The sequence below is a fragment of the Rhodospirillaceae bacterium genome (genome assembly GCA_018662005.1).
Classification (GTDB): domain Bacteria; phylum Pseudomonadota; class Alphaproteobacteria; order Rhodospirillales; family JABHCV01; genus JACNJU01.
In genome coordinates, this window is the sequence record JABJHA010000044.1 from 1 (window position 1) to 24,220 (window position 24,220).

Consider the following 24,220-nt stretch of genomic DNA (forward strand, 5'->3'; position numbering starts at 1 on the left):
GGGGCCGAGACGGCGTTCGATAATTTGCCCTTCGAGGGTCGCCCGCTTTATGGGGGGCACCCCTGGTTCATGCCGGCGGTCATGACGTGGCACCGCATCGCCGACAAGTTAGGGATGTAGAACAAATCGACCAGCAGGAGCGCCGGTTTATTTAATTTTTTTGCTCTTGGTTATGATCTTTTTAGTATGATTATGACAGGTCTTCTCATCACCCTCTTCGAGAGCTTTGCGGGCTTTTTTCATCAGGATGTCAACATCCTTGACCATCCCCTTCTTTTGAGTGTTTAGAGCTTTTTGCCGGATATTATTATAAATGGCACTGGCCTTTTCTATTTCAGCCTTACACGGTGTTTTGGCGAAAGAAGAGCTCATCGCAAGTGGCATGAATGACGTCAATAGCAAAGCTGTCAAAAGAATACGCATGAAAAATACCCCCAAAAATAGTACCTGAACCTGCGGTTGGTCAGAAAAAATTACGTGCCAAAGATTATTAGCCATCATGTCTGTAGATGCAAGCGGATGGCCAGCTTCTGCATCATCATTAGACATCATTTTATTGGATTATTGCTGTGGAGCGGGTCCGTAAGCGTATGGCCATTCATCGGGGGTGACGGTCTGGATTCCATCAATGTTCATCCTTTCCCGCGTGATCATCGGCAGGTTAGGGGTGATAATCTGTTTCTCTGGCTTTGTCTTGATCAGGCCTTCCTTGTAACCGATATGCATCAGGGCGACGCGCACGCCAAGCCCGCCAAGGAAAGGTGTATAGGGAACCACCACCTCTATATTTCCCTTACGCACTTCTTCGACAGTTGCCTTGGAATCGTCATTGGCCAGGAAGATGATTTTTTTACCGCCGGGTGCGCTGTTAAGGCGCTTAGCCTGTTTAACGGCATCCAGTGCACCCAACGCTTCTTCGCCACCGGTGTTGAAGACGATGTCTATATCGGAATGTCCTTTAAGGGCCTGGGCGGTTGATTTCACCGCCAATGCCCGTTGGCTATTGGTGTGGAATGATTCCAGAATTTGGTAATTCTGATCGCCGATGGCCTCAAGAAAAGCACCTGTTCGCATTGAATCCGCCGTGCTCCCCAGCGCCTTGCGATTCAGGATCATCTTTCCCTTGCCGCCTGTCATGTGGTTTAGCAACAACCCCTGCTGCAAGCCGTTAGCGTAGAAATTTCCCAGCACTTCGGAACTGATATTTTGAGAAGACGTCCTCCTGTCCAGACTGACCACCGGAATCCCGGCGTCAATGGCCCGGTCCACAGGTGGGCCCATGGGCGCTTCGCGTACCGGCCACAAGATGATGGCGTCGTACTTGCTATCAATCCAGTCATCAATGAAACGGCCCATTTTTCTGTCATCGAAACCGGCGTCACGGACATCGATGCGGACATTAGGATGCAGGTTAACCTCATAGACCGCCGTATCGGCAAGGCTGATAAGCCACGGATGTGCGGCGCCGTGAAAGGCGAAGCCTATTCGGTAGGTTTTGGAAGCATCCAAAACAGGGCCTTCCTTCAAGGGCAGGTAATCGCTGAAGGGTGCCTTGATGGGTAACTTGCTCAGGGGGCCTATGAACTCGCGGCCAGCCCCAAGTTTCCAGACATACCCCCCGGACAGTTCCGTCACTGGATAAGAATCAAGATACCAACGAAAGCCTTGCTTTTTGTAAAGGTTTCCCACGCCCTTGTTTGCAAAGGGTTTACCAGCCTTGGAGTACTTGCTGATCAGAGAGTTTATATGGGTATGAATTGACGTTTCATTGGCTGCGACAATTCCGTATGCTGGAAAAAGAGAGGCTAAAGTCACACCTCCCGCCAGCAAAAATATCCTGAAAAAGCCGTTCATTTGATTAACAACCTATTGGAAAATAATTATTATACACCTTTTATAAGGTATTAAGATGGCCTGTCTCGTTACCATATACAAGATTGATATTTATTTGAACGGCCTGAAACCAGGAGAGTGTGCTTGAAAATAATCAGGAAGGTTTTTTCTTCGGTCATTTTCCTGTTTGCGGTGTCGTTTCTATTCGCCCCCAGTATTGTTAATGCCCAGGAAAAAACTGTAACGATTGGTGTTGCAAGTGAATATGCACCGTTCTCGTTTGTCGGTCTTGATGGACAACCCAGAGGGCTGTTGATCGATATATGGACTTTGTGGAGCGAGAAGACGGGAATTCCCGTCGAGTTTGTTCCAATATCCATGGATGGAATTTTTCAAGGGGTGAAGACGGGTGGTATTGACGTTCACTTCGGCCTTTTCAAAAATGATGAACGCGAACAATGGCTGGATTATTCAGAACCCATTCATGAAATCAAGACCGCTGTCTATTTCCTGAACCTGAAAGAAAAGGAATTTCTGAAAACCGGCCTGCAAAAAGGTACAGCAGGAACGTTCGCCGGAAGCTTTCAGGAAGATTTCCTGAAAAAACAATATCCTGAGCTGCAGATCAAGGCACCAACTGGACACAAGGCGATGATTTCGGCCTTGATGAAAGGTGATATTGACTATGCGGTCTGGGAAACGCCAACCTTTGAATTATTGCTGGACCAGTTGGGTGTGAGCAGGGATATTGCCCGCAGCTCGGATGAACTGCTCAGCAATTTTGTCTACGCGGGCGTCAAGAAGGGAAACACGGAACTTCTCAAGAAAATAAACGAAGGATTTGCTTCCCTGCCATTTACCAAATTGGCCGAATTTGACAAATTCTGGTTGCGTAATCCTGCGGATCGTTTTTATCGAAAGGCTGTCGATACTGTTGAATTAACACGCGAAGAGGAAGATTGGCTCGCCGTTCATCCATTCCTGCGTTTCGCCGTTACCGATTTCTTTTCTCCTGTCGATATTGTCGATAAAAACGGGAATTACAGCGGCTTGAATGCTGACTTGATGGCGCTGCTAAACAAGAAACTGGGGACAAGAATCGTCCCTGAATTTTTTAGCAAATGGAACGAAGTCGTCGACAGTGCCCTGGCAGGAAATGTTGATGGGGTGTTCACTTTTTCACGAACACCAGAGCGTGAAAAGAAAGTTCTGTACACCAAACCCTATGCTTACGATCCCCTTGTCCTGGTTACACGAAAGGATAATCGTGAGATCAGGAGCAGGGCTGATCTGAAAGGTAAAAAAGTAACCGTCCTTAAGGGGATAGCCGTGACCGCTGATACCAGGGCAAATGTAGGCGAAGGGCAATTGATTGAAGTCGACAGCGACAATGAAGCCTTGCGGATGCTGGCGCTGGATGAAATTGACGCCCACATCGGGCAACTAATTGGCTATAGAAATGCCTTGCGGGAAAGCGGGGTTACGGGGCTTAAAGTCAGCGACGCGAAAGTTGACGAAAGCAGTTCTTTCAGGATCGCCATACCCAAGGACCGTCTCGTACTGTTCTCGATTATCCAAAAGGGCATGAACGCCCTGACCCGGGGCGAACTGGCGACACTGGAGAAAAAGTGGCTTAACCCCAAGCAAGCCCGGGAACTTTCCCAAGGCATAATTAACCTGACTGTCGAGGAGCGTCATTGGCTAGACCTCAATGCGGAAATTCAGGTCGGCATGATGAGCGATTGGCCGCCGTTTAGTTTCGTCGATGATAACGGTATCAAAAGCGGGATCAGTCCGTCTTTTGTCGAGGCTATCAACAAAAGGCTCGGCGGACGTCTTAGGCTCAAGCCCGGCCCATGGAAGGGGCATCTGACGGATTTAAAAGAGGGCAAAATTGACGCACTTCTTGATCTTTCGCCAAGTGATTCCCGGCGGAAAATCTATAATTTCACCAAACCGTATCTAACGATTCCCCATGTCATCATCGGCCCCAAGGACGGAGATTTCTTTGAGACTGAAGCTGATCTGAACGGTAAAACCATTGCCCTTGAAAAAGGCTTCGGCAATGTAAAATATTTTCAAAACAATTTTCCGAACATCACCATCAAGGAATATCCAGACACACGCGCCGCCCTGGACGCGGTTTCCCGCGGTGAGGCCGATGCTTACGGCGGCAACCGGGCGGTTGCTTCCTACATCATGGAAAAAGAAGTGATGCTGGGCCTCAAGCCGCATGGACGGTTAAACAAGTCCGGTTCTGTTTTGGCCGTTGGCGTTCGCAAGGACTGGCCGATCCTGTCCGGCATCCTGCAAAAAGCACTGGACGATATCGGCCAGGAAGAAAGCCGGGCTATTCTTCAAAAATGGGTGGGAACGTCAAATAAAGAGACGGACAAGAAGGAATTACCCTTAACAGAAAAAGAAGCTGCGTGGCTAAAGGATCACAAGACCGTCCGTGTCATGGTCGGCACCTGGCCGCCTTTCCATTTCATGGACAAGGCTAAGCCCAAGGGTATGGCGCTTGATTACGTCAAGACCATACTTAAAAACGTCGGGCTTGAAATTGAATTTGTTCCGATAAGCTGGGCCGAGGCACTAAACGGCATCTCGAATCTGGAAAAAATCGATCTACTTCCGACCATCGCCCACAGTGCCGAGCGTGAAAAACTTGTCGCCTTTACTGAACCTTACTTGTCATTCCCCAGGGTCATTTTTGCCCGCAATGATGACAATTCGATCTCCTCGCTTGAAGACCTGCATGGCCGCACGGTAGCCGTCGAGGAAAACTTCATAACCCAGAAGTTGCTTGAGAAGGATCATCCGCAAATCAAATTGCTGGTTGTCGCTTCGACCAAGGATGCACTGGAGGCGGTTTCCTTCGGCAGGGCGGACGCTTTTGTCAGCAACCTGGCGGTTGGCAGTTATCTGATCGGGGAACAGGGATTGCTTAATCTCAAGGTAGCGTCCCCGACAAGCTACAAGAACGATATTCAGCACATCGGTGTGCGCAAGGATTGGCCGGAGTTGGCATCGATCCTCAGCAAGGCACTGGAGGCGTTGCCTGAGAAAGACAAGCGCGAAATTCGTGATCGCTGGATTGCCAGTATGGCAATTCCTCAGGCTGAAAAAAAGGATGCCATTGACGAGGATATAATCCTGCAGACAGGCATCGGCATTGTAGCCATGATCGTCTTGTTGATGGCTATGGTTTTTGCCATGCGCATTCTCGAGGGCAAAGAAAGTGGCCGCATATATCAGTCAAAAGAACTCAAGGGCTTGGGGCTTTTGTTGATCGGAATTTTCCTTTGTGTCGTCGTACTGTCGGCCTGGTATACGGTGAAAAGCGTCGAGGATCGAACCCGTCAGGACATCGGCTATTCCTTGCAAACGATTCTGCGCAGCACCCACGAAGCCCTGATTTTGTGGGTGGATCGCAAAAAAACCGACCTGTTGACCATTACGGAATCTTTTGGGCCGCGCACGCTGGTCCGAAATCTTTTGCAAGTACCCAGAAACCAGAACGATTTACTCAAAAGCGGCGAACTATTTCAAATCAGAAACCTGCTTCAATTTGAAAAAAAGAAGATCGGCGACACAGGCTTCTTCGTTATCGCGCCTGATGGTATTTCCCTTGCTTCCATGCGAGATGAGAATATCGGAACACCCAATCTTATTTACAAACAGAAGAGGCTGCTTTTTGATAAGGTTTTCAAAGGACAAACCGTCCTGATCCCTCCGATTGCTTCTGATATACAATTTAGCGGCGCAAAAAATTCCGCAACAATGTTCCTTGTTGCACCGGTTATGGACCTTTCCGGTAAAAAAGTGATCGCAGCAATGGCAATGCGCCTTGATCCAACGGGTGAATTTTCCCGCATTATCCAGTTGGGGCGAATGGGCCTATCGGGAGAGACCTATACCTTCGATCAGCAGGGTGGGCTGATGTCCGAAAGCCGGTTTGCCGGTGATCTGCAACAAATTGGTCTTATAGGTGAATATGAGCATTCAATAATGAGGGTTCGGGTTGGTGATCCCGGCGGCAATCTTCTGGAAGGTCATCCCTTGCCAACGGACTTGAAGGGCTTGCCCTTGACCATGATGGCGGCCCAGGCAACAGCTGGAAATAACGGCATGAATGTCTTGGGATACAGGGATTACCGGGGCGTACCGGTGATGGGGGCGTGGTTGTGGGATGAAGATCTTAGCCTTGGCATGACGACGGAAGTCGATGTCGATGAAGCTCTCAATTCGTATTTTACCATCCGCAACACGGTGTTAATCGTGCTTGGCGTCACCGTCACTATGGCTTTGATTTTAACCGGCCTAACGACCTGGGTCGGGCGAAGTGCAAATCGCTCACTGAGCAAGGCCCGCGACGAACTTGAGCGCAAGGTCGAAGAGCGCACAGCGGAAGTTGCCGAGAAAGAAGCGCATTTACGTTTGGCGATGGACACCATGACCGATGGCATTTTTATGCTGGATGGTGACATGCAATATGTCCTGTTTAACAACCGTTACCGGGAACTGGTCGAAATTCCGGGCGACATCATCCAGATTGGCGCAAAGGTGAGCGATGTCATTAAAGCGCATGCCGCCAGGGGCGATTACGGTAAGGGTAATACCGATGGTCTGGTCAGGAAACAACGACTGGGACTATTAAGCGATCAGGTCGTCGATAGCGAGTTGTCGATTAACGCGGACAAACGAATTATCAGCCTGCGGAAAGCCCCAATCGAAGGCGGCGGGGCTGTCGTTGTTTTAACCGATGTGACCGAACGCAAGCGCCAAGAAAATGCATTGAAGAAAAGTGAGCAGCAAGTCCGGCATATTCTGGAGGATAGCCCGGTAGCTGTTGCAATATCACTAGACGATGGTTCGGATGAAGACGGCACCGTGACGTTTGCCAACGCGCAGTTTCTGGAAATGATAGGAATACCGGAAACGGAAATTGGCACAATCAAGACCGAAAGTTTCATCCCCAAGGGCAAGAAAAGGGATGAGCATCAAGCAGCCCTCGATAGCGGGGAAGGTTTTGTCAATGTTGAACAATTGGTCATCGGAAGTTATGGCCGCGACATCTGGACCCTGATGTCGATTAACCCAATTGAATACCAGGAACGCAGAGCCGCCCTGATCTGGTTTTACGACATCACTGAGCGTAAGCGCATGGAAGTCGAACTTATGGTTTCGAAGGAAAAAGCGGAATCGGCAACCAAGGCCAAATCATCCTTCCTGGCCGCCATGAGCCATGAAATCCGCACCCCCATGAACGGTGTCGTCGGCATGATCGACTTGCTGCGTGAAACCAAGCTCGACCCCGATCAGCATCAAATGATGCGCACCGTTCGTGATAGCGCCTTCTCCTTGCTGCAAATTATCAATGATATTCTCGACTTCTCGAAAATCGAAGCCGGCAAGCTGGACCTTGAGCTGATCCCTGTGTCGATTGGCGATGTGATTGAAGGGGTTTCAGAAACCTTGTTACCCAACGCGGTTCCCAAGAGTATCCGCCTGATCATCTACATTGATCCGGAAATTCCATCCTGGCTGCTGTGTGACCAGGTGCGCCTGCGCCAGGTTTTGTTTAATCTTGCCGGTAACGCCGTCAAGTTCACCGAGTCCAAACCCGATAAGCCAGGCAAGGTGATTATCCGTGCAGATCTGGGCAAGAAACGCGACAAGAAAAATGTCATCATAGACTTCTCGATTATCGATAATGGTATCGGTATGTCAAAAAGCGGTGTCTCGAACCTCTTTAAACCCTTCACACAGGCGGAAAGTTCGACCACCCGCCGTTTCGGCGGTACCGGACTGGGGCTTTCAATTTGCAAAAACCTGACCGATATCATGAAGGGTAAAATTGATGTCAAAAGCACCCCCGGAGAAGGATCGACATTCAAGATTTCGATCCCCTTCGAGGTTGCTGAAAAGGTACCCGGAACATCAGATAGTTACGATCTTTCAGGCCTCAAGATTTTGGCAACTATTGAGGACCCTGATGCCCGCACGTTCATTGGTGGTTACCTCAATCATTATGGTTCCGAAGCCACCATGACCGACAATATTTCTGATATTGAGGAAATATTGGCAACGGCTTCCGGGGAAGGTGCGTCTTTCGATATTCTCGTGCTCGGTTCTACCTTGGGTGCGGAAGAACAGAAGAAGCTGATATCGACGTTAAGGGGCGATAACAAAAACCTTCGCTATGTGCTGCTCACCGACGATAGAAAAGCCAAAAGAGGGATGGTGCTGCCCGACAAGGTTATTGTCCAAAGTTATCCCTTACGTCGTTCTGCCTTTCTGCGCGGGGTCGCCATGGCCGCCGGCAGGGCCAGTCCTGATATCGATAACGACGAGGGTATATTAAAGGGAGCCCAGAAAAAAGCGCCGACGATTGACGAGGCGAAGGCGGCAGGTCAGCTTATTCTGATCGCCGAAGACAACGTCACCAATCAGGATGTAATCCGCCGTCAGTTGGGTGTTCTGGGCTACGCTTGCGAGATTGCTGATGATGGTGCCCAGGGCTTGGAAGCCTGGAAAAGCGGTTCCTACGCGGTTGTTCTTACAGATTGTCATATGCCGGAAATGGATGGTTACGAATTTACCGGTGCGATCCGCAAGTTGGAAGCGGAGGCCGGGGACGAAGAGCGCATCCCGATTGTCGCGATCACCGCCAATGCCCTGCAAGGTGAGGTTGATCGCTGCCTGGATGCCGGTATGGATGACTATTTGTCCAAACCGCTGGAGATGGACAAGCTCAAGAAGACACTGGCCAAGTGGATGCCGGCATCTGCGACGGCGGGCGTCGAAGAACTGGAATTGTCAGAAGAACAAGAGGTGTCAGAAGAACCCGAAGTGCAGGAAACTGCAGAACCCGAGGATGTGTCAGAACCGGAAGTTTCCAGTGAGCAAGCGCCTTCCGACGGTCCGGCCATTGATGATCGCGCCCTGAAAGATATCTTTGGTGACGATGATGAAACCTTCAAGGAGATCCTTGGCGATTTCGGCGAGCCCTCACTCGCCATCGTCAAGGAAATTCAGGATGCCTTTTCAGCCCGTGATGCGAAAATCATTGGTGCGTCCGGCCATAAACTTAAATCATCATCACGTTCCGTCGGCGCTCACACCCTTGCCGATCTTTGTGCCGAACTTGAAAAAGCTGGCAAGGCAGAAGACTGGGAGACTATCGATAGCCTGATGCCCGGTCTAGAACCTTCGATGACGGACGTTATGAACTATATTGAAGCGTTATGATGCGTGTATATTGGAACGCAGGTTGAAAAACGGGAGAAGATTTAAATGAACGCGGAAGCTCTAGGCAGTCTGGATGTCCTGGTTATCGATGATGAACCGTTTATTCGTAAACTGATCGCGCGCATGCTTTTTGAACTGGGCGTCAAGAACGTCGTTGATGCCGAAGATGGCGCTGATGGAATGAACAAGGTGCGCCAGTCAAGAAAAGGCTTTGACGTAATTATCTGCGACCTGGAAATGCCAAACATGGACGGTTTCGGGTTTGTCCGTCTGCTGCGAAATGACAAGACAATAAGCAATCCCAATGTTCCGGTGTTGATTCTGACGGGGCATTCTGACGAAGATAGTATCCATAAATCCATTCAGTTGGGCATAAACGGATTTCTTACAAAACCGGTGTCAAAGACGAATTTGGAAAAGCGGATCATGTTGGCCCTGGCATCCTCGGTCATTGATCCGGAATTGCTGAAAGGACGTTAAGCGTGAGTACTGATGGCCCGAAAATCCTCACCGTGGACGATGAGGAATTCAATCTGAAGCTGTTAACCCGGCATCTCGATAAAGAGGGTTTCAGCAATGTGACGACGGCGAGCAATGGCGCGGAAGCTCTTGAAACCCTTCGCGGTAGTGACTTTGACCTGGTGTTGATGGACATCGAAATGCCCGAAATGGATGGTCTTGCCGCCCTTGAAACCATCAAGTCGGATATGCGGCTTCGCGATATTCCGGTAATTATGATTTCCGGTGTCGAGGCAATGGACAGTATCGTCAAAAGTATCGAGCTTGGCGCCGAAGATTATTTGGCAAAGCCTTTTAACCCGGTCATGTTGCGCGCCCGGGTTAACGCCAGCCTTGAAAAGAAGCGGCTGCGCGACATGGAAAGCAATCACTTAAGCCAGATCAAAATAGAAAAGAAAAAATCCGATCAGCTGCTCAACGTTATCCTGCCTTCATCTGCCGCAAGCGAGCTTAAGGCAACCGGCAAGGTCGTGCCGCGCAGCTACGACAACGCGGCGATCCTGTTTTGCGATATTGTCAGCTTCACGACATTTTGCTCCAGCCATACAGCGGAGGAAGTGGTCGGCAGTTTGCAGGAACTGTTTGTCAAGTTCGAGGAAATCACCAATCGCTATCAAATGGAGAAAATCAAGACCATTGGCGACGAGTTCATGGCCAGCGCCGGATTGACCCTGCAAAATTACCAGCCCCTGCTCTCGGCTGTGAAGTGCGGCCACGACATGGTCGAGGCGACAAAAACCCTGGATAACGGTTGGGAAGTTCGTGTCGGCGTTCACTCAGGACCTGTGGTGGCGGGCATCGTCGGTGACGAGAAATACCAGTTCGATGTTTGGGGCGACACCGTCAACATGGCTGCCCGCATGGCCGGTCTGGGGCAGCCTGGAACGGTGGCCATGACCCTCGATTCCTGGATGCAGGTTCAGGATGAATGCGAAGGCCGCTCATTGGGTCAGGTCGAAGTCAAGGGCAAGGGTTCCATCGAAGTGGTTGAATGCACCGGCGTTTGCTGATCCTTAAATAATCATGTCGGGCAGCGCTTTCGCATGATTTGTGATTTGCTCGTAACCGTCTTCGGTGACAATAAAGCTGTCGCCCACCTGCGCACGGAAGGTTTTTGCCACACTGACCGATCCGTCAACGGCCAGCACCATGCCGGGGCGTAAGATCGTTTCATCCCCGAAAACAAGTTCCGGCTTTTCCAGAAAACTGTACCCGGTGGCCCGTCCGCAGCGGAACGGGTAGTCGTATCCGGCCCCTTCAATAACGGCGGCGTAGGCGGCGTGGACATCCTGGGCGGCGATACCGGGGCGTAAGACCTTTAGCGCCGCCGCCTGACTATCAACCGCGACCTGATAGACCTGGGCCTGCTCGTCGTTTGGCACTTCGCCGATCCAGAACGTCCGGTCAAAGCCCAGTTTGAAGCGGTGAAAATTGGTCATTCCGCAAAAACAAAGGAAGACCGGTTCGCCGCGCCTGATGATGCGGGTCGAGGCGCGGTGATGGGGTTTGGTGATCTCCTTTCCCGAGCTCATGATTTGCAGGAAGTGGGTGTTTGGTGACATGCAGGTGTCGTCATAGTGGGCGTCTAGAAGTTCAGCCGCCTTACGGGTTCCCGCCGCGTTCGTCGCCAAGGCCACCTCAAATTCCGCCACACCATCACCCAGGGCCGCCCGCCCGGCGTCCATCATCGCCATGGCGACCTGGCCTGCGTGACGGGCCAGTTGCAGTTCTTCAGCTGACTTGATCATCCGCATGTCGGCGACAAGCGGTGTGATGTCATCCAGGGTTTCTTTTGAAACGAGCGATTGGACGTAATCCCTGACCAGCGCCGGCATCAGGGTGGGCTCGATGGCGACCCGCCCGGCGCCTTCAAGGGCGCCCGGCAGTTCGGCCCGCCATTCATCGCCCATGCCGTCGTTCCAGACGGCGATACGCTCAACCCGGGCGGCCTCTCCGGCCATGTCCATTTCCATGCTTGGGGTGACAAGCAGGCTGTCACCATCCTTCGGCACAACAAGGATCGTCGGCCGGCCAAAATCCATGTGCAGATAGTCATAGTAGCCGGTGAAGTAGTAGACGCTGTCGTCATCGGTGATCAGCGCCACATCGATATCGCGCTCGGCCAACTCACCCCGCAACGTCTCCATCCTGTGCGAAAACATGATGCCTCGGGTTCCCCCTTCAAGTGACGGTTTAAAACCTAGCAAATAAATGAAGTGGCGTCCCCAACGAGATTGTATCGCTTCAATGTGCAAAAATTACTGGTTTAGAAAATTGTGAAGCTTGAATACCCGATATCCGCGGTTGCAGAAATCTGGTCTGGTGTCAGGGGTAGAACAGACATCCATGGAATGAAGCTTTTCATCAGCAATTGACCCCAAACAGATATGTCCCATTCACAATTGATGAGAATTTCGTTATTAATTTTTTATATAGAAGGCACATGTCCCTGTTTGGAGGAGAAAGGTTCGATTGTGATTAACTTTAGAATTATTTTTATCGCGACCTTGTTGCTCATAACTTATTACGAGACCAAGGCCTATGCAGATTATGACAGTGGTCGGGTTGCCTATGATAACCATGATTACGCCACTGCTTTTAAAGAACTAGCCCCACTGGCAAAAAAAGGAGATGCCCGGGCGCAGAATATCCTCGGTCAGATGTATCGTCATGGAAACGGGGTGGAGGCGGACGTCGTTATAGGCACGACCTGGATACACAAGGCCGCAACAAAGGGCTGGGCTCCTGCCCAATATGATCTTGGGGTGATTTTCCGCAATTTGGCCGTGACAAAGTCTCAATACAAAAAAGCCGTCAAATGGCTGACGGAAGCCTCCTTACAGGGGCACCTGCAAGCACAATTTGCTCTTGGCAAGATGTACAGGGACGGTTTTGGTGTCGTTAATGATGACGTCAAGGCTCTGGTTCTGTTCAACAAAGCCGCCAAGAAAATAAAGGAAGTCAGGGCTGCCAGGAAACAACTCATGAAACGTATGTCGCAGAAGGATATCAACCGCGCCAAGGGTATGGGATTGGCGGTACTTAAGGATAATGCCAAGATAAAGACGTTTGCAGAAAGCAAGACAATGTCCAGGAACGTGAAAGGGGAGTGCGGCGAAGCAGGCAAATCACTTCACCAGCTTTCGGGCATGATGGAAAAGAATGCCGCCTTGTTGAAAGAGTGCATCGGCCTGAACTGGAACGGAAGCCTGTGTTCCGGCCAACTATACGCCCTGAAAGAAACCTATGAGCAACTGACCAAGGCCGCAAATATCTTGAAAGAGGAATGCTGAAGCTAAGTCTCTTTATTGCAAATAACCAAAGTTCAATTCTATGCTTACCGATTATACTGTTGCAATCAGCTTAAAGGTTTATTCCAAACAAATTAAGATTTAGGAATAAGGCGGTCCAGCATGATTGAGAAACTTTCAAGTGTTATGTTGGTAACCTAGGGGAAGACATGCTGCGGGAACCCCATGTGCAGGCCATGTCCCCTTTGGGTCATAAAACAGACCAAATAACAGGCCCAAATCAATGTCCGCTTTACCCCCTAATAGTGGACATTAAATTCCGGAAACTGGATTTTTCGATTTTGACTTCTGCTTAGCGTAGAAAAGCAGACATTTAATTCCTGAAACTTGATTTTGTGTTTTTGACGTCTGCTTACCGTAGAAAAGCGGACATAATTGGGGCGTGGCAATGGATTAAGGCCCATGTCCCTATTTAACGGGGTTCCGATGCAACATCCGGAAAGAGAACATCAGCAGCATCAGGGGTCCAGATGGACCATTTTATCATAATGCCGGAAAACAAGTCAGAAGCCAGATGATCCGAGAGCCATTTCTGCAAATGCGGAAAGGGTTGTTTGTCGAACCAATCCCGGTCGGTGTTGGCGAACTGACGAACGAAAGGAAAGAGGGCAAAGTCTGCCAAAGCCGGTTTGTCGCCGAATAACTGCCGATGACACCCTAGCCGTTCCTCCAGGAATTTTAAGAAAACAGTTCCTTCGCCACGGTGGTAAATCGGGTCGGTTCCTGGATCGTATCGGGTCGCGTATTTGTAGCGGTCCAAATGATCTTTGAAAGCGCCATCATTGCAGGCCATCACTTCTTTCATGTCATCTAGGCTGCCGATTTTTGGGGAAAGCCAATGTTGCGGGTCGTGCTTTTCCAAGGCCCACAACATGATATCCAGACTTTCTTCCAGAACGCTGCCATCTGGTAACACCAGAACGGGAACAGTCGCCTTGGCCGACACATCGCGCATTTCCTTTGGCTTGTCCCGCAAGACAATTTCTCTGAGAATGCATTTTTGGCCACTGATGCTCAGCGCCAGCCTCGCCCGCATAGCGTAAGGGCAGCGCCTAAAGGAATAAAGAATGGGAAGCTGGGTATCTTTCATGCTTGTCGCTGCAGTCGCTTCTGATGTCATCTAGTCCATTTTTATACCAAATTGAAGTGCTGCAAGGTGGGCATACAGAGGACTGGATATAAATTCGATAATACTTCAATTAGTGGACAATTCTATACCCAGCGAAACACGGCGATACCATAGGCGATGGAAATTATCAACGCACCCCAAAGGGGTGTTCCCATCAGGGCTAGCCAAATCAGAAAAATAAAGGCGCTGCCAAGCAATGTGATGAACAGGCGGTCGCCGCGTGTGGTGTCCAGCGTCAGGATGCCGTGACGCGGTGCGCCACCGGGGCGTCGCCACTCCAGGAAGCCCATCAGGCTGATGGCGCAAGCAACGAAGATGAAAAAAGCCGCCGTCGGCCAGGTCCACGCCATCCAGGATAAACCCATTTTTCGTCCTCCCTTTCTATACGCGCCCGAGGGCGAATCCCTTGGCGATGTAGTTACGGACAAAGTAGATCACGAAAGCACCCGGTATAATTGTCAGGGTTCCGGCAGCCGCCAACAATCCCAGTTCATAGCCCGACGTACTGGCCGTTCGGGTCATGGTGGCGGCAATCGGCTTGGCGGCGACGGACGTCAGCGTTTTTGCCAACAGCAATTCGACCCACGAGAACATGAAACAGAAGAACATGGTGACACCGATACCGGCGGCGATCGTCGGGATGAAGATGCGTGTGAAGAAGCGCCAGAAGGAATATCCATCGACGTAAGCCGTTTCATCCAGTTCCTTCGGTACGCCCGACATAAAGCCTTCCAATATCCACACGGCGAGCGGGATGTTGAACAGGCAGTGGGCCAGGGCGACAGCCAAGGGGGTGTCGAACAGGTTGACCGCCGAGTAGAGCTGGAAAAACGGTAGGGCGAAAACAGCAGGCGGGGCCATCCTGTTGGTCAGCAGCCAGAAGAACAAATGCTTGTCGCCCAAAAAGTTGAACCGCGAAAAGGCGTAAGCCGCAGGAAGGGCGGCGCTAACAGAAATCACGGTGTTGATGCCGACATAGGTAAGGGAATTGAAGTAGCCGTTGTACCAGGTCGGGTCGGTGAAAATCTTGACGTAGTTTTCCAGTGTAAATTCACGGGGCCACAACGAGAAGGTGCCGAGAATCTCGTTAGTGGTCATGAACGACATTTTTACCAGCCAGTAAATCGGCAACATCAGGCAGACGATATAAATGACGGGAACGATGCTCTTCTTTTTCATCACTGGCTCTCGTTTTTCATCATCAATGTGTAGAACACCCAACTGACCAGCAGGACGATCAGGAAGTAGATCAACGACATGGCGGCTGCAGGACCCAGATCAAACTGACCCAGCGCTACTTTCACCAGGTCAATCGACAGGAAGGTCGTTGAGTTTCCGGGGCCGCCGCCGGTCAACACGAAGGGCTCGGTGTAAATCATGAAACTGTCCATGAAACGAAGCAGGACGGCGATGGTCAAAACCCGTTTCATTTTCGGCAATTGAATATGACGGAACACGGCCCAGGAGCTGGCGCCATCAATCTTGGCGGCCTGATAATAGTCATCCGGGATTGAACGCAGGCCCGCATAGGCCAACAGCACGACCAGTGACGTCCAGTGCCAAACATCCATCAGGATGATTGTGAACCAGGCCGAAAGCGGTTGCTGGGTATAGTCGTAATTGAAGCCCATGGCGTTGAGACCGTGACCAAGCAGACCGATATCGGGTAGGGCAAAAATATTCCACATCGCGCCGACGACGTTCCAGGGGATCAACAGCGGCATCGCCATGAAGACAAGACAAACGGAAACCCACATACCTTTCTTGGGCATGGTCAGGGCGATGGCGACACCCAAGGGGATTTCTATTGCGAGGATAATGCCGGTGAACGTCAACTGCCGACCGAGTGAATCGTGGAAGCGATCAGAATTCAAAACCTCCTCGAACCACTTAACGCCTTCCCAGAAGAAAACATTGTTGCCGAAGGTTTCCTGCACCGAATAATTGACGACGGTCATCAACGGGATGATGGCGTTGAAGGCGACAAGAACGATGACCGGAAGAACGAAGAACCAGGCCTTCTGATTTGTGGTTTTGTTATTCATATGAACCTCAGGAAACCATCCAGTCGTTGGCGTACACACGTGTATGATCCGGGTTGAACTTCAAAAAAGCATTTTCCGAGGGAACAGAGGAACCATCGGGCACCAGCAGCTTGATGACATCTTCACCATGGCGGGTCTCAACGATATTGAAACGCCCGGCGTCGCTGATTTTTTCGACGCTGACAGCAACACCGGATTCGGCGAAACTGATGAACTCGGGACGAATGCCGATTTCCAGTTTGGCGGCCGGGTCCTTGATGTCGACCTTGTGAGTCGTTTCAATGGATCCACCGCCATAAACAGGCTGTCCATTCTCAATCGCGCAGGACAGCAGGTTCATGCCGGGAGAACCAATGAAGTGGCCGACGAAGGTATGTTGCGGGCGCTCGAAAAGCTCGACCGGCGTGCCAATCTGGACGACCTCACCATCCTGCATGACAACGACCTGGTCGGCGATGGTCAGGGCCTCCGTCTGGTCATGGGTCACATAAATCATGGTGTTGCCGATTTGCTGATGCAACTCCTTGAGCTTGGATCGCAAAATCCATTTCAGATGCGGGTCAATGACGGTCAGCGGCTCATCGAACAGGATTGCGTTAACGTCGGAACGCACAAGGCCGCGTCCAAGTGAAATTTTCTGTTTGCCGTCAGCCGTCAGTCCGGCGGCCCGTGTCATCAGGGTTTCGCTCAAATCCAGCATCTCGGCGATTTCACGAACCTTGCTGTCGACCTCGGCCTTAGCCACGCCGCGATTGCGCAGGGGGAAGGCCAGATTGTCGTAGACGGTCATGGTGTCATAGACGACGGGGAACTGGAAAACCTGGGCTATATTTCTCTGATCCGCCGACAGGTCGGAAACCTCATCATCGCCAAACCAGACTTCGCCCTGGGTTGGTTTCACGAGACCGGAAATAATATTGAGCAATGTTGTCTTGCCGCAACCGGACGGGCCCAGGAGCGCATAGGCTCCGCCATCCGACCAGTCAAAACTCATTTCCTTCAATGCCCAATCGGCATCGCAGGACGGTTGCTCCATGTAACTGTGGCGGAGATTTTTCAAGCTGATTTTTGACATCTTAAGCCCCCCTACCCCGCAACAAACTGATTGTTTTCGCCAAAGTACAGGCACTGGCTGCTGTCGAGGTGGAATTCCATCGTATGGCCGACTTTAATAGTTCGAATGCCCGGAGACTGGGACACCCATGAGGAGCCGCCAACGTCAAAGTGGACGACACTTTCCGACCCGCTGAGTTCGGCAACCAGCACCCGGCCTTGCAGTTTTACGTCTTTATCCGGGGCCGGGTTCAGGGTCACGTAATGCGGGCGAATGGCCATACGGTAAGCGCCGTCGACTAGGTTTATGCCTGAGGCGGGCCAACTGACCTGATCGTTGAGAATAAAACGACCGTTTGAAAGCTGGACCTCGACTGCATTGATGGGGGGGTCCGAGAACACCTGCGCCGTCAGTAGATCGGTAGGCTGACGATAGACCTCCGGCGTTTTGCCAAACTGTGTAACGCGGCCTTCGTTCAAGGTTGCGGTGTGTCCGCCCAACAGCAGGGCCTCGGACGGCTCCGTTGTGGCATATACAACCGTGCACTCGCGATCCTGGAACATCTTGGGTAGCTCGTCGCGCAGTTCCTCGCGCAGTTTGTAATCCAGGTTTGCCAGCGGCTCATCAAGCAGCACCAGATCGGCGTCCTTGACCAGGGCGCGCGCCAAGGCCGTGCGTTGTTGCTGGCCGCCGGAAAGTTCGCTCGGCTTACGACCCAGCATGGCTGTCAGCTTTAAAAGGCCTGCGACGTTGCCGACTCGCTCTTCGATTTCCTTTATTGAAAAGCGGGCGACCCGCAGGGGAGAGGCGATATTTTCAAATACGTTAAAAAGGGGATAGTTGATAAATTGCTGATGAACAAAAGAAACGTTGCGTTTCTGAACAGGGGTTCCGGTGACGTTCGCACCGTTGAACCAGACTTCGCCGGATGTTGGTGTTTCCAGACCCGCCATCAATTGCATCAGGGTCGTCTTGCCTGCCAGAGTCGTTCCTAAAAGGATATTAAACTCATTGCTTTCAAGGGTGAGATTGGTGTCATAGATATGGGTATCTGCTCCAACTCTTTTGACGACGTTTTTTAGCTCTAAAGTCATTCTCAGAGGTCCCGCGCCCCCTGCCAGCCTAGATACGGCGTCAGGCAGAGGTAAAGAATTCATCATTGCGTCAAAGTAAATGAAATAACCTGATTAGGGAAGTAACCCGGAGGGCGTGGTGCGCCCCCCGGGAAATTCCAGAGCTATGCTAAGATATCGCTCTTAGCTTTTGCTCCACCGTTTGACGAGTTCATCATAGTTGATGGTTTCGCCCTGCGGCTTCTCGTTGACTTTGGCTTTCGGTGAGCCGGGCTTGTTGAGCCAGACCGACGGGTCGGACTCTTTGTTCAGGCGCGGACCACAACCACCGTAGACATTGGCCTTTTCGTCGGCTGCCTGCATACGGGACATAACCAGATCCATCTCTGTCGCCAGACGGTCCATGGCTTGTTGCGGGGTGAACGCACCGGAGTTCACGTCACCGATTTGCTGCCACCAAATCTGGGCCAGCTTGGGATAATCAGGAACGTTAATGCCGGTCGGCGACCACCGCACGCGGTCGGGAGAACGATAGAACTCAACAAGACCACCCAAATTCGGGGCCCGGTCCGTGAACGATTTATGACGGATGTCACTGTCGCGGATCGGGGTCAGACCGACGTGGGTTTTCTTGAGAGAAACGGTCTTGGAAACGGCGAACTGTGCGAACAGCCAGGCAGCCTTGCGGCGATCAACCGGGGTGGACTTGAATAATGTCCAGGAACCGGCGTCCTGATAACCCAGTTTCTGCCCATTGACCCAGTAGGGACCATGCGGAGACGGGGCCATGCGCCACAGCGGTTTGCCGCTGTCATCGACCGTGTTGTTGCCGTCGCTCTTAGGCGCCACCATGGAGGCCGTAAAGGCGGTATACCAGAAGATCTGCTGGGCAACATTGCCCTGGGAGAGGGCAGGCAGGGATTGATAGAAGTCATAGCTTGCAGCACCCGGAGGGGCATACTTGCGAAGCCATTCGTCCCATTTGCGGATTGCGTAAACAGCGGCTGGTCCGTTCGCAGCACCACCACGCGACACCGAAGCACCGACGGGGTTGCACGAACCGGCTTCCATGCGGATGCCCCATTCGTCGACGGGGACGCCGTTGGGTAGGCCTTTGGAGCCGGCACCGGCCATCGACAGCCAGGCATCGGTCATGCGCCAACCCAGGTCGGGTGCGCGCTTGCCGTAATCCATATGCCCGTAGATACGTTTTCCATCGATATTCTTAACGTGAACGCTGAAAAATTCGGCGATGTCTTCATAGGCGGACCAGTTGACCGGAACGCCAAGATCGTAGCCGTATCTGGCTTTGAACTGTTTTTTCAGGTCTGAACGGTCGAACCAGTCTTTACGGAACCAGTAGAGGTTCGCAAACTGCTGGTCAGGCAACTGATAGAGTTTGCCATCAGGACCGGTGGTGAACGATTTGCCCATGAAATCGTCGATGTCGAGCATGGGATTAGTGACGGTTTTACCTTCGCCGGCCATCCAGTCTGTCAGATTGACGGCTAGTTGCAGGCGGGAATGCGTACCAATTAAATCGGAGTCGTTAATGTAGGCATCGTACAGATTACGTCCCGTCTGCATCTGTGTCTGAACCGCCTGAACGACTTCACCTTCACCAAGCAGCTGGTGATTGACCTTGATGCCGGTGATATCTTCAAAAGCTTTTGTCAGGGTTTTGGATTCGTATTCGTGGGTCGGAATGGTTTCCGACAGAACGTTGATTTCCATTCCCTTGAAAGGAGCAGCAGCCTTGATAAACCACTCCATTTCCTTCATTTGATCGGCTTGGGATAATGTCGATGGCTGGAATTCGCTCTCCACCCATTTTTTTGCTTCTGCGGTGCCCGCTTGGCTAACGCCTGCAGACATCAGAAACGCCGCACCTGTTACAGCGGCGAGTAATCGCGCATTCATGTAGATTCTCCCTTTATAGGTTTTTTGTGTAATCTCCCACAAACTATCAACCGAAAGAAAACGAAGGTCAAATGAAATTTTTCGATGCTGGGGTTTGCGTTTTTCATAAGGTTTGATTACTTTGGATGACGAAACCACTGGATGCCCTGCTCCTGGAAACACAATGAAGCCTGTATCACATCGCCAACATGATATCGTAGATCGAGCCAGGCATCAGGGGCGGGTCATTGTCGATGATCTTGCCGAGCACTTTGATGTGACTCCGCAGACGATCCGCAAGGATTTAAATGAACTGTGTGACAGGGGAATTCTGCAACGTGTTCATGGCGGCGGCGTCCTTATTTCCGGTGTCACTAATTATGATTATGAGGCCAGGCGGGTATTGGCGTCAGACGAGAAGCGACGCATAGCTCTCAAGGCCGCCTCGTTAATACCCGACAACAGCTCGTTGATGATTAACATCGGCACGACGACCGAGCAAGTTGCCCATGCCCTGAGAGGCAAACACGGCATCCTCGTTATCACGAATAGTATTAATGTTGTCAATACGTTGCAAGGAGCGGCGGACATCGAAGTTATTATCGCTGGTGGACTCGTCCGTCCGACAGATGGCGGCGTTGTCGGCGAGGCAACGGTTGATTTTATTCGTCAGTTCAAAATGGATTACGCCATTGTGAGCGCCTCTGCCATTGATGAAGATGGTTCCATTCTCGACTATGATTACCGTGAAGTTAAAGTCGCCCAGGCCATCATCGAAAATGCCCGACACTGCATTCTTGTTGCCGACAGCACGAAGTTCGAACGCTCTGCTCCGGTACGCATTGGCCACATTTCCCAGCTCTCCAGTTTTGTCACGGACAATCCACCGCCATCTTCCTTTGCGGCGGTATGTAAAGAAAACGACGTCGATCTGATTGTCGTCGAAGAAATATAAATTATAATCTTCGTTTATTTTCGTTGTCGGTTCGTTTTTCTTCAAATAAAGTTCTCCCATTACGCAATGTAAGCACCCATATGAGCTGTGCCGGGAGGAAAAGTGAGCAAAGCCCTTTACGATATCGCCATTATCGGTGGCGGGATCAACGGCTGTGGCATTGCCCGTGACGCTGTCGGGCGAGGTCTATCCGTCTATCTGGCGGAAAAGGATGATCTGGCCAACGGCACCTCATCGGCATCGACAAAGCTTATCCACGGTGGATTGCGTTATCTGGAGTATTATGAATTTCGTTTGGTTCGTGAGTCCCTTCGCGAACGTGAAGTTCTTTGGGGCATGGCTCCGCATATCATTCATCCGCTACGCTTTGTTTTGCCCCATGCCAAAGACCTGCGTCCGGCGTGGTTGATCAGGCTGGGCCTTTTTCTCTATGACCACCTGGGGGGGCGTGAGCGCTTACCTGGGTCCAACTTCGTCAATCTTCGCACCTCGCCCGTCGGGGGGCCTTTGCAATCGGTTTTTACCAAAGGTTTCGAATATTCCGATTGCTGGGTCGATGACGCTCGGCTTGTCGTATTAAACGCCATGGCCGCCGCCGATAAGGGAGCGACCATCAAAACCCGTAACGAAATCGTCTCGGCGAAACGTGAGGGTCAGGAATGGCGCCTGGAAGTTGACGATGTCCGGACGGGGGTGCGCTCGACCATACGCTCCCGTGTCCTGATTAATGCCAGCGGTCCCTGGGTCGGTCATGTTATTTCCGACCGTATTGCCATCAGCAGCACTTCCAGAATACGTCTGGTCAAGGGCAGCCACATTATTGTCCCGCGCATGTTTGATCATGACCGTGCTTATATATTCCAGAACCCGGACAGAAGGATCATTTTCGCGATCCCCTATGAGCATGATTTCACGTTGGTCGGCACAACCGATTTGGATTACTCCGGGCGACCGGAAGATGTGATAGCCGATGACGAGGAAGTCGCATATCTGTGTGACGCCATTGGTGAGTATTTCTCAAAGCCCATTTCGCCGGAAGACGTGGTGTGGTCCTATTCCGGCGTCCGACCGCTTTACGATGACGGATCTTCCGAAGCCCAGGAAGCGACACGGGATTTCGTTCTCGAACTGGATGGGGATCAGGAAAACGCTGTTGTACTCAATATTTTTGGTGGAAAAATAACGACCTACAGGCGTCTGGCGGAAGAGGTGCTGGGGAAACTGAAACCCTGGCTGCCGATGATGAAGCAATCCTGGACCAGCGGCGCCGTCTTGCCTGGTGGAGACTTCCCTATTGATGGGCTCAGCGCTTTGAAAGAAACATTGGAGAAAAAGTACGCCGCACTGCCCTCAGAATTAATTGACCGTCTCATACGCACCTATGGAACGCGGACAACTACGCTCCTGGGAGAGGCAACAACTCCAGGCGATCTTGGATTGCATTTTGGGGCCGGACTTTATCAATGTGAGGTCGAGTACTTATTAGAGAACGAATGGGCGCAAACAGTTGAGGACATTCTCTGGCGACGAAGCAAACTGGGGCTTAGAATGAAGAGCCAGGACGTAACAAATCTTTCATCCTGGCTAAGGGGTCGCTTGGAAGGCTAATAATTCTTCATCGAAGTTACGGTCTCTATCAGGAGGATACAAAATGCCGGAATACATTCTTGCCATTGACCAGGGGACGACATCTTCGCGTGCGATTGTTTTTGATGGCGCCCAAACGCCGGTGGCGGTAGCCCAGGAAGAGTTTGAACAGCACTTTCCCCAATCGGGTTGGGTCGAACACGAAGTGGAAGACATTTGGCAAACCACCGTTTCGACATGCCGGGACGCCATCGCCAAGGCAGGCATCGGTGCGGCGGATATCGCCGCCATCGGGATCACCAACCAACGTGAAACGACGGTGATCTGGGACCGCGAAACAGGTGAACCTCTGCATCGAGCCATCGTCTGGCAGGACCGGCGCACCGCAGAAATGTGCCAGGAATTAAAAGCCGGGGGAAACGAGGTTATGGCATCCGCCCGTACAGGGCTCTTGCTCGACCCCTATTTCTCGGGAACCAAAGCTGCCTGGGTACTCGATAAGGTCGATGGCGCTCGCGCTGCAGCGGAGGCCGGCAAACTGGCCTTCGGTACAATCGATTGTTTTCTTCTGTGGCGCTTAAGCGGCAGCAAGATCCATGCGACGGACGCGACCAACGCCAGCCGGACCTTGCTCTATGATATCCATGAAGGGTGTTGGTCGCAGGAAATGTGCGACCTGATTCGGGTGCCGATGTCGATGTTGCCAGAGGTCAAAAACAGTGCGGACGACTACGGCGTCACGGATCCCGACTTGTTCGGCGGTCCTATAGCCGTTTGCGGCATTGCCGGTGACCAGCAGGCGGCGACAATTGGTCAGGCCTGCTTCAAACCAGGAATGATGAAGTCCACTTATGGAACGGGATGTTTCGCAGTTCTCAATACCGGCGTGACCCCGGTCGCTTCCACCAACCGGCTTTTAACTACCATTGCCTATCAACTGAATGGCAAACCGACGTATGCGTTGGAAGGTTCTATCTTCATCGCCGGGGCCGCCGTGCAGTGGCTTCGCGATGGTTTGAAGGTTATCGATAATGCAGCGCAATCGGGTGAACTGGCCCAGCAAGCTGACGACAATCAGGAGGTTTTCCTGGTGCCCGCTTTCGTCGGCATGGGAGCGCCTTATTGGGATGCGGAGGCGCGCGGCGCGCTTTACGGCATTACCCGCGGTACAGGCCCTGAGGAATTGGCCCGCGCCGCTTTGGAAAGTGTGGGCTTTCAAACCCGTGATTTGCTGGAGGCCATGAAAGGCGATTGGTCGGGGGCGGGTTCTGATACCGTGCTTAGGGTCGATGGCGGAATGACCGCTTCTGACTGGACCATGCAATTTCTTTCCGACATCCTCGGCGCACCGGTCGACCGTCCGCAAGTTCAGGAAACCACCGCGCTCGGGGCGGCGTACCTTGCCGGGATGCACGCGGGTGTCTACCCCGACCTTGAGGGTTTCGCCAAGACCTGGGCACTTGAACAACGCTTCCTCCCTGAACTCGATGCCGGAAAACGCGAACAACGTTACAGCGGATGGAAAGATGCCGTTCGTCGAACGTTGAGTGATACCTAACCA

At 51.8% G+C, this 24,220-nt stretch carries 17 protein-coding genes; 7 read left to right on the plus strand and 10 right to left on the minus strand.

The annotated features are described in order from the left end of the window. Window positions 1-147 precede the first annotated feature (147 nt). Together HOL66_15825 and HOL66_15830 are read right to left on the minus strand one after the other, a co-directional pair. A complete protein-coding gene (locus tag HOL66_15825) occupies window positions 148-552 on the minus strand; it encodes a hypothetical protein (GenBank protein ID MBT5245704.1) in 405 nt (134 codons plus the stop codon). Window positions 553-561: 9 nt separating this feature from the next. Beyond that, window positions 562-1,635 carry a sugar ABC transporter substrate-binding protein gene (locus HOL66_15830; GenBank protein ID MBT5245705.1) on the minus strand — a complete coding sequence of 358 codons (1,074 nt, stop codon included), beginning with the start codon at window positions 1,633-1,635 and terminating at the stop codon, window positions 562-564. Window positions 1,636-1,977: 342 nt separating this feature from the next. On the opposite strand from HOL66_15830, the gene HOL66_15835 reads away from it, so the two are divergent. The 3 genes from HOL66_15835 to HOL66_15845 are packed head-to-tail and all read left to right on the plus strand — an operon-like array spanning window position 1,978 to window position 10,616. Further along, window positions 1,978-9,087, plus strand: a complete 7,110-nt coding sequence (locus HOL66_15835) for a transporter substrate-binding domain-containing protein (GenBank protein ID MBT5245706.1) — start codon at window positions 1,978-1,980, stop codon at window positions 9,085-9,087. 45 nt (window positions 9,088-9,132) lie between these two features. Then, on the plus strand, window positions 9,133-9,567 hold the full coding sequence (locus HOL66_15840; GenBank protein ID MBT5245707.1) for a response regulator: 435 nt from the start codon (window positions 9,133-9,135) through the stop codon (window positions 9,565-9,567). Between the two features lie 2 nt (window positions 9,568-9,569). After that, window positions 9,570-10,616 (plus strand): response regulator, encoded by a 1,047-nt coding sequence (locus HOL66_15845; GenBank protein MBT5245708.1) that lies wholly within the window; start codon window positions 9,570-9,572, stop codon window positions 10,614-10,616. 3 nt (window positions 10,617-10,619) lie between these two features. Here HOL66_15845 and HOL66_15850 read toward each other — a convergent pair whose 3' ends face one another. Continuing rightward, a complete protein-coding gene (locus tag HOL66_15850; protein MBT5245709.1) occupies window positions 10,620-11,768 on the minus strand; it encodes an aminopeptidase P family protein in 1,149 nt (382 codons plus the stop codon). A gap of 312 nt (window positions 11,769-12,080) precedes the next feature. Here HOL66_15850 and HOL66_15855 point away from each other — a divergent pair, with 312 nt between their 5' ends. Further along, window positions 12,081-12,899: a sel1 repeat family protein gene (locus HOL66_15855; protein ID MBT5245710.1), complete on the plus strand. Its 819-nt coding sequence runs from the start codon at window positions 12,081-12,083 to the stop codon at window positions 12,897-12,899. 430 nt (window positions 12,900-13,329) lie between these two features. Here HOL66_15855 and HOL66_15860 read toward each other — a convergent pair whose 3' ends face one another. The 7 genes from HOL66_15860 to HOL66_15890 form a co-directional block, all read right to left on the minus strand. Beyond that, window positions 13,330-14,007, minus strand: coding sequence for a glutathione S-transferase (locus HOL66_15860; protein MBT5245711.1), 678 nt, complete (start codon window positions 14,005-14,007; stop codon window positions 13,330-13,332). A 122-nt stretch (window positions 14,008-14,129) separates the two neighbouring features. Further along, entirely contained in the window at window positions 14,130-14,411 is a 282-nt protein-coding gene (locus tag HOL66_15865; GenBank protein ID MBT5245712.1) for a DUF2160 domain-containing protein, read from the minus strand. 16 nt (window positions 14,412-14,427) lie between these two features. Continuing rightward, window positions 14,428-15,225, minus strand: coding sequence for a carbohydrate ABC transporter permease (locus HOL66_15870; protein ID MBT5245713.1), 798 nt, complete (start codon window positions 15,223-15,225; stop codon window positions 14,428-14,430). Continuing rightward, a complete protein-coding gene (locus tag HOL66_15875) occupies window positions 15,225-16,091 on the minus strand; it encodes a sugar ABC transporter permease (protein ID MBT5245714.1) in 867 nt (288 codons plus the stop codon). The genes HOL66_15870 and HOL66_15875 overlap by 1 nt, the downstream gene beginning before the upstream one ends. A 7-nt stretch (window positions 16,092-16,098) precedes the next feature. Then, window positions 16,099-17,166 (minus strand): ABC transporter ATP-binding protein, encoded by a 1,068-nt coding sequence (locus HOL66_15880; protein ID MBT5245715.1) that lies wholly within the window; start codon window positions 17,164-17,166, stop codon window positions 16,099-16,101. A gap of 11 nt (window positions 17,167-17,177) precedes the next feature. Continuing rightward, complete coding sequence (locus HOL66_15885) at window positions 17,178-18,239, minus strand: ABC transporter ATP-binding protein (protein MBT5245716.1); 1,062 nt, start codon at window positions 18,237-18,239, stop codon at window positions 17,178-17,180. A gap of 162 nt (window positions 18,240-18,401) precedes the next feature. Beyond that, window positions 18,402-20,138, minus strand: a complete 1,737-nt coding sequence (locus HOL66_15890) for a carbohydrate ABC transporter substrate-binding protein (protein MBT5245717.1) — start codon at window positions 20,136-20,138, stop codon at window positions 18,402-18,404. A 163-nt stretch (window positions 20,139-20,301) separates the two neighbouring features. Between HOL66_15890 and HOL66_15895 the strand changes: the two genes are divergently transcribed. The 3 genes from HOL66_15895 to glpK all read left to right on the plus strand — a co-directional run bounded on the left by HOL66_15895 (window position 20,302) and on the right by glpK (window position 24,217). Continuing rightward, window positions 20,302-21,072, plus strand: a complete 771-nt coding sequence (locus HOL66_15895) for a DeoR/GlpR transcriptional regulator (GenBank protein MBT5245718.1) — start codon at window positions 20,302-20,304, stop codon at window positions 21,070-21,072. Window positions 21,073-21,174: 102 nt separating this feature from the next. Then, window positions 21,175-22,680 carry a glycerol-3-phosphate dehydrogenase gene (gene glpD / locus HOL66_15900; protein MBT5245719.1) on the plus strand — a complete coding sequence of 502 codons (1,506 nt, stop codon included), beginning with the start codon at window positions 21,175-21,177 and terminating at the stop codon, window positions 22,678-22,680. A 43-nt stretch (window positions 22,681-22,723) separates the two neighbouring features. Further along, entirely contained in the window at window positions 22,724-24,217 is a 1,494-nt protein-coding gene (glpK, locus tag HOL66_15905; protein MBT5245720.1) for a glycerol kinase GlpK, read from the plus strand. Window positions 24,218-24,220: the final 3 nt, after the last annotated feature.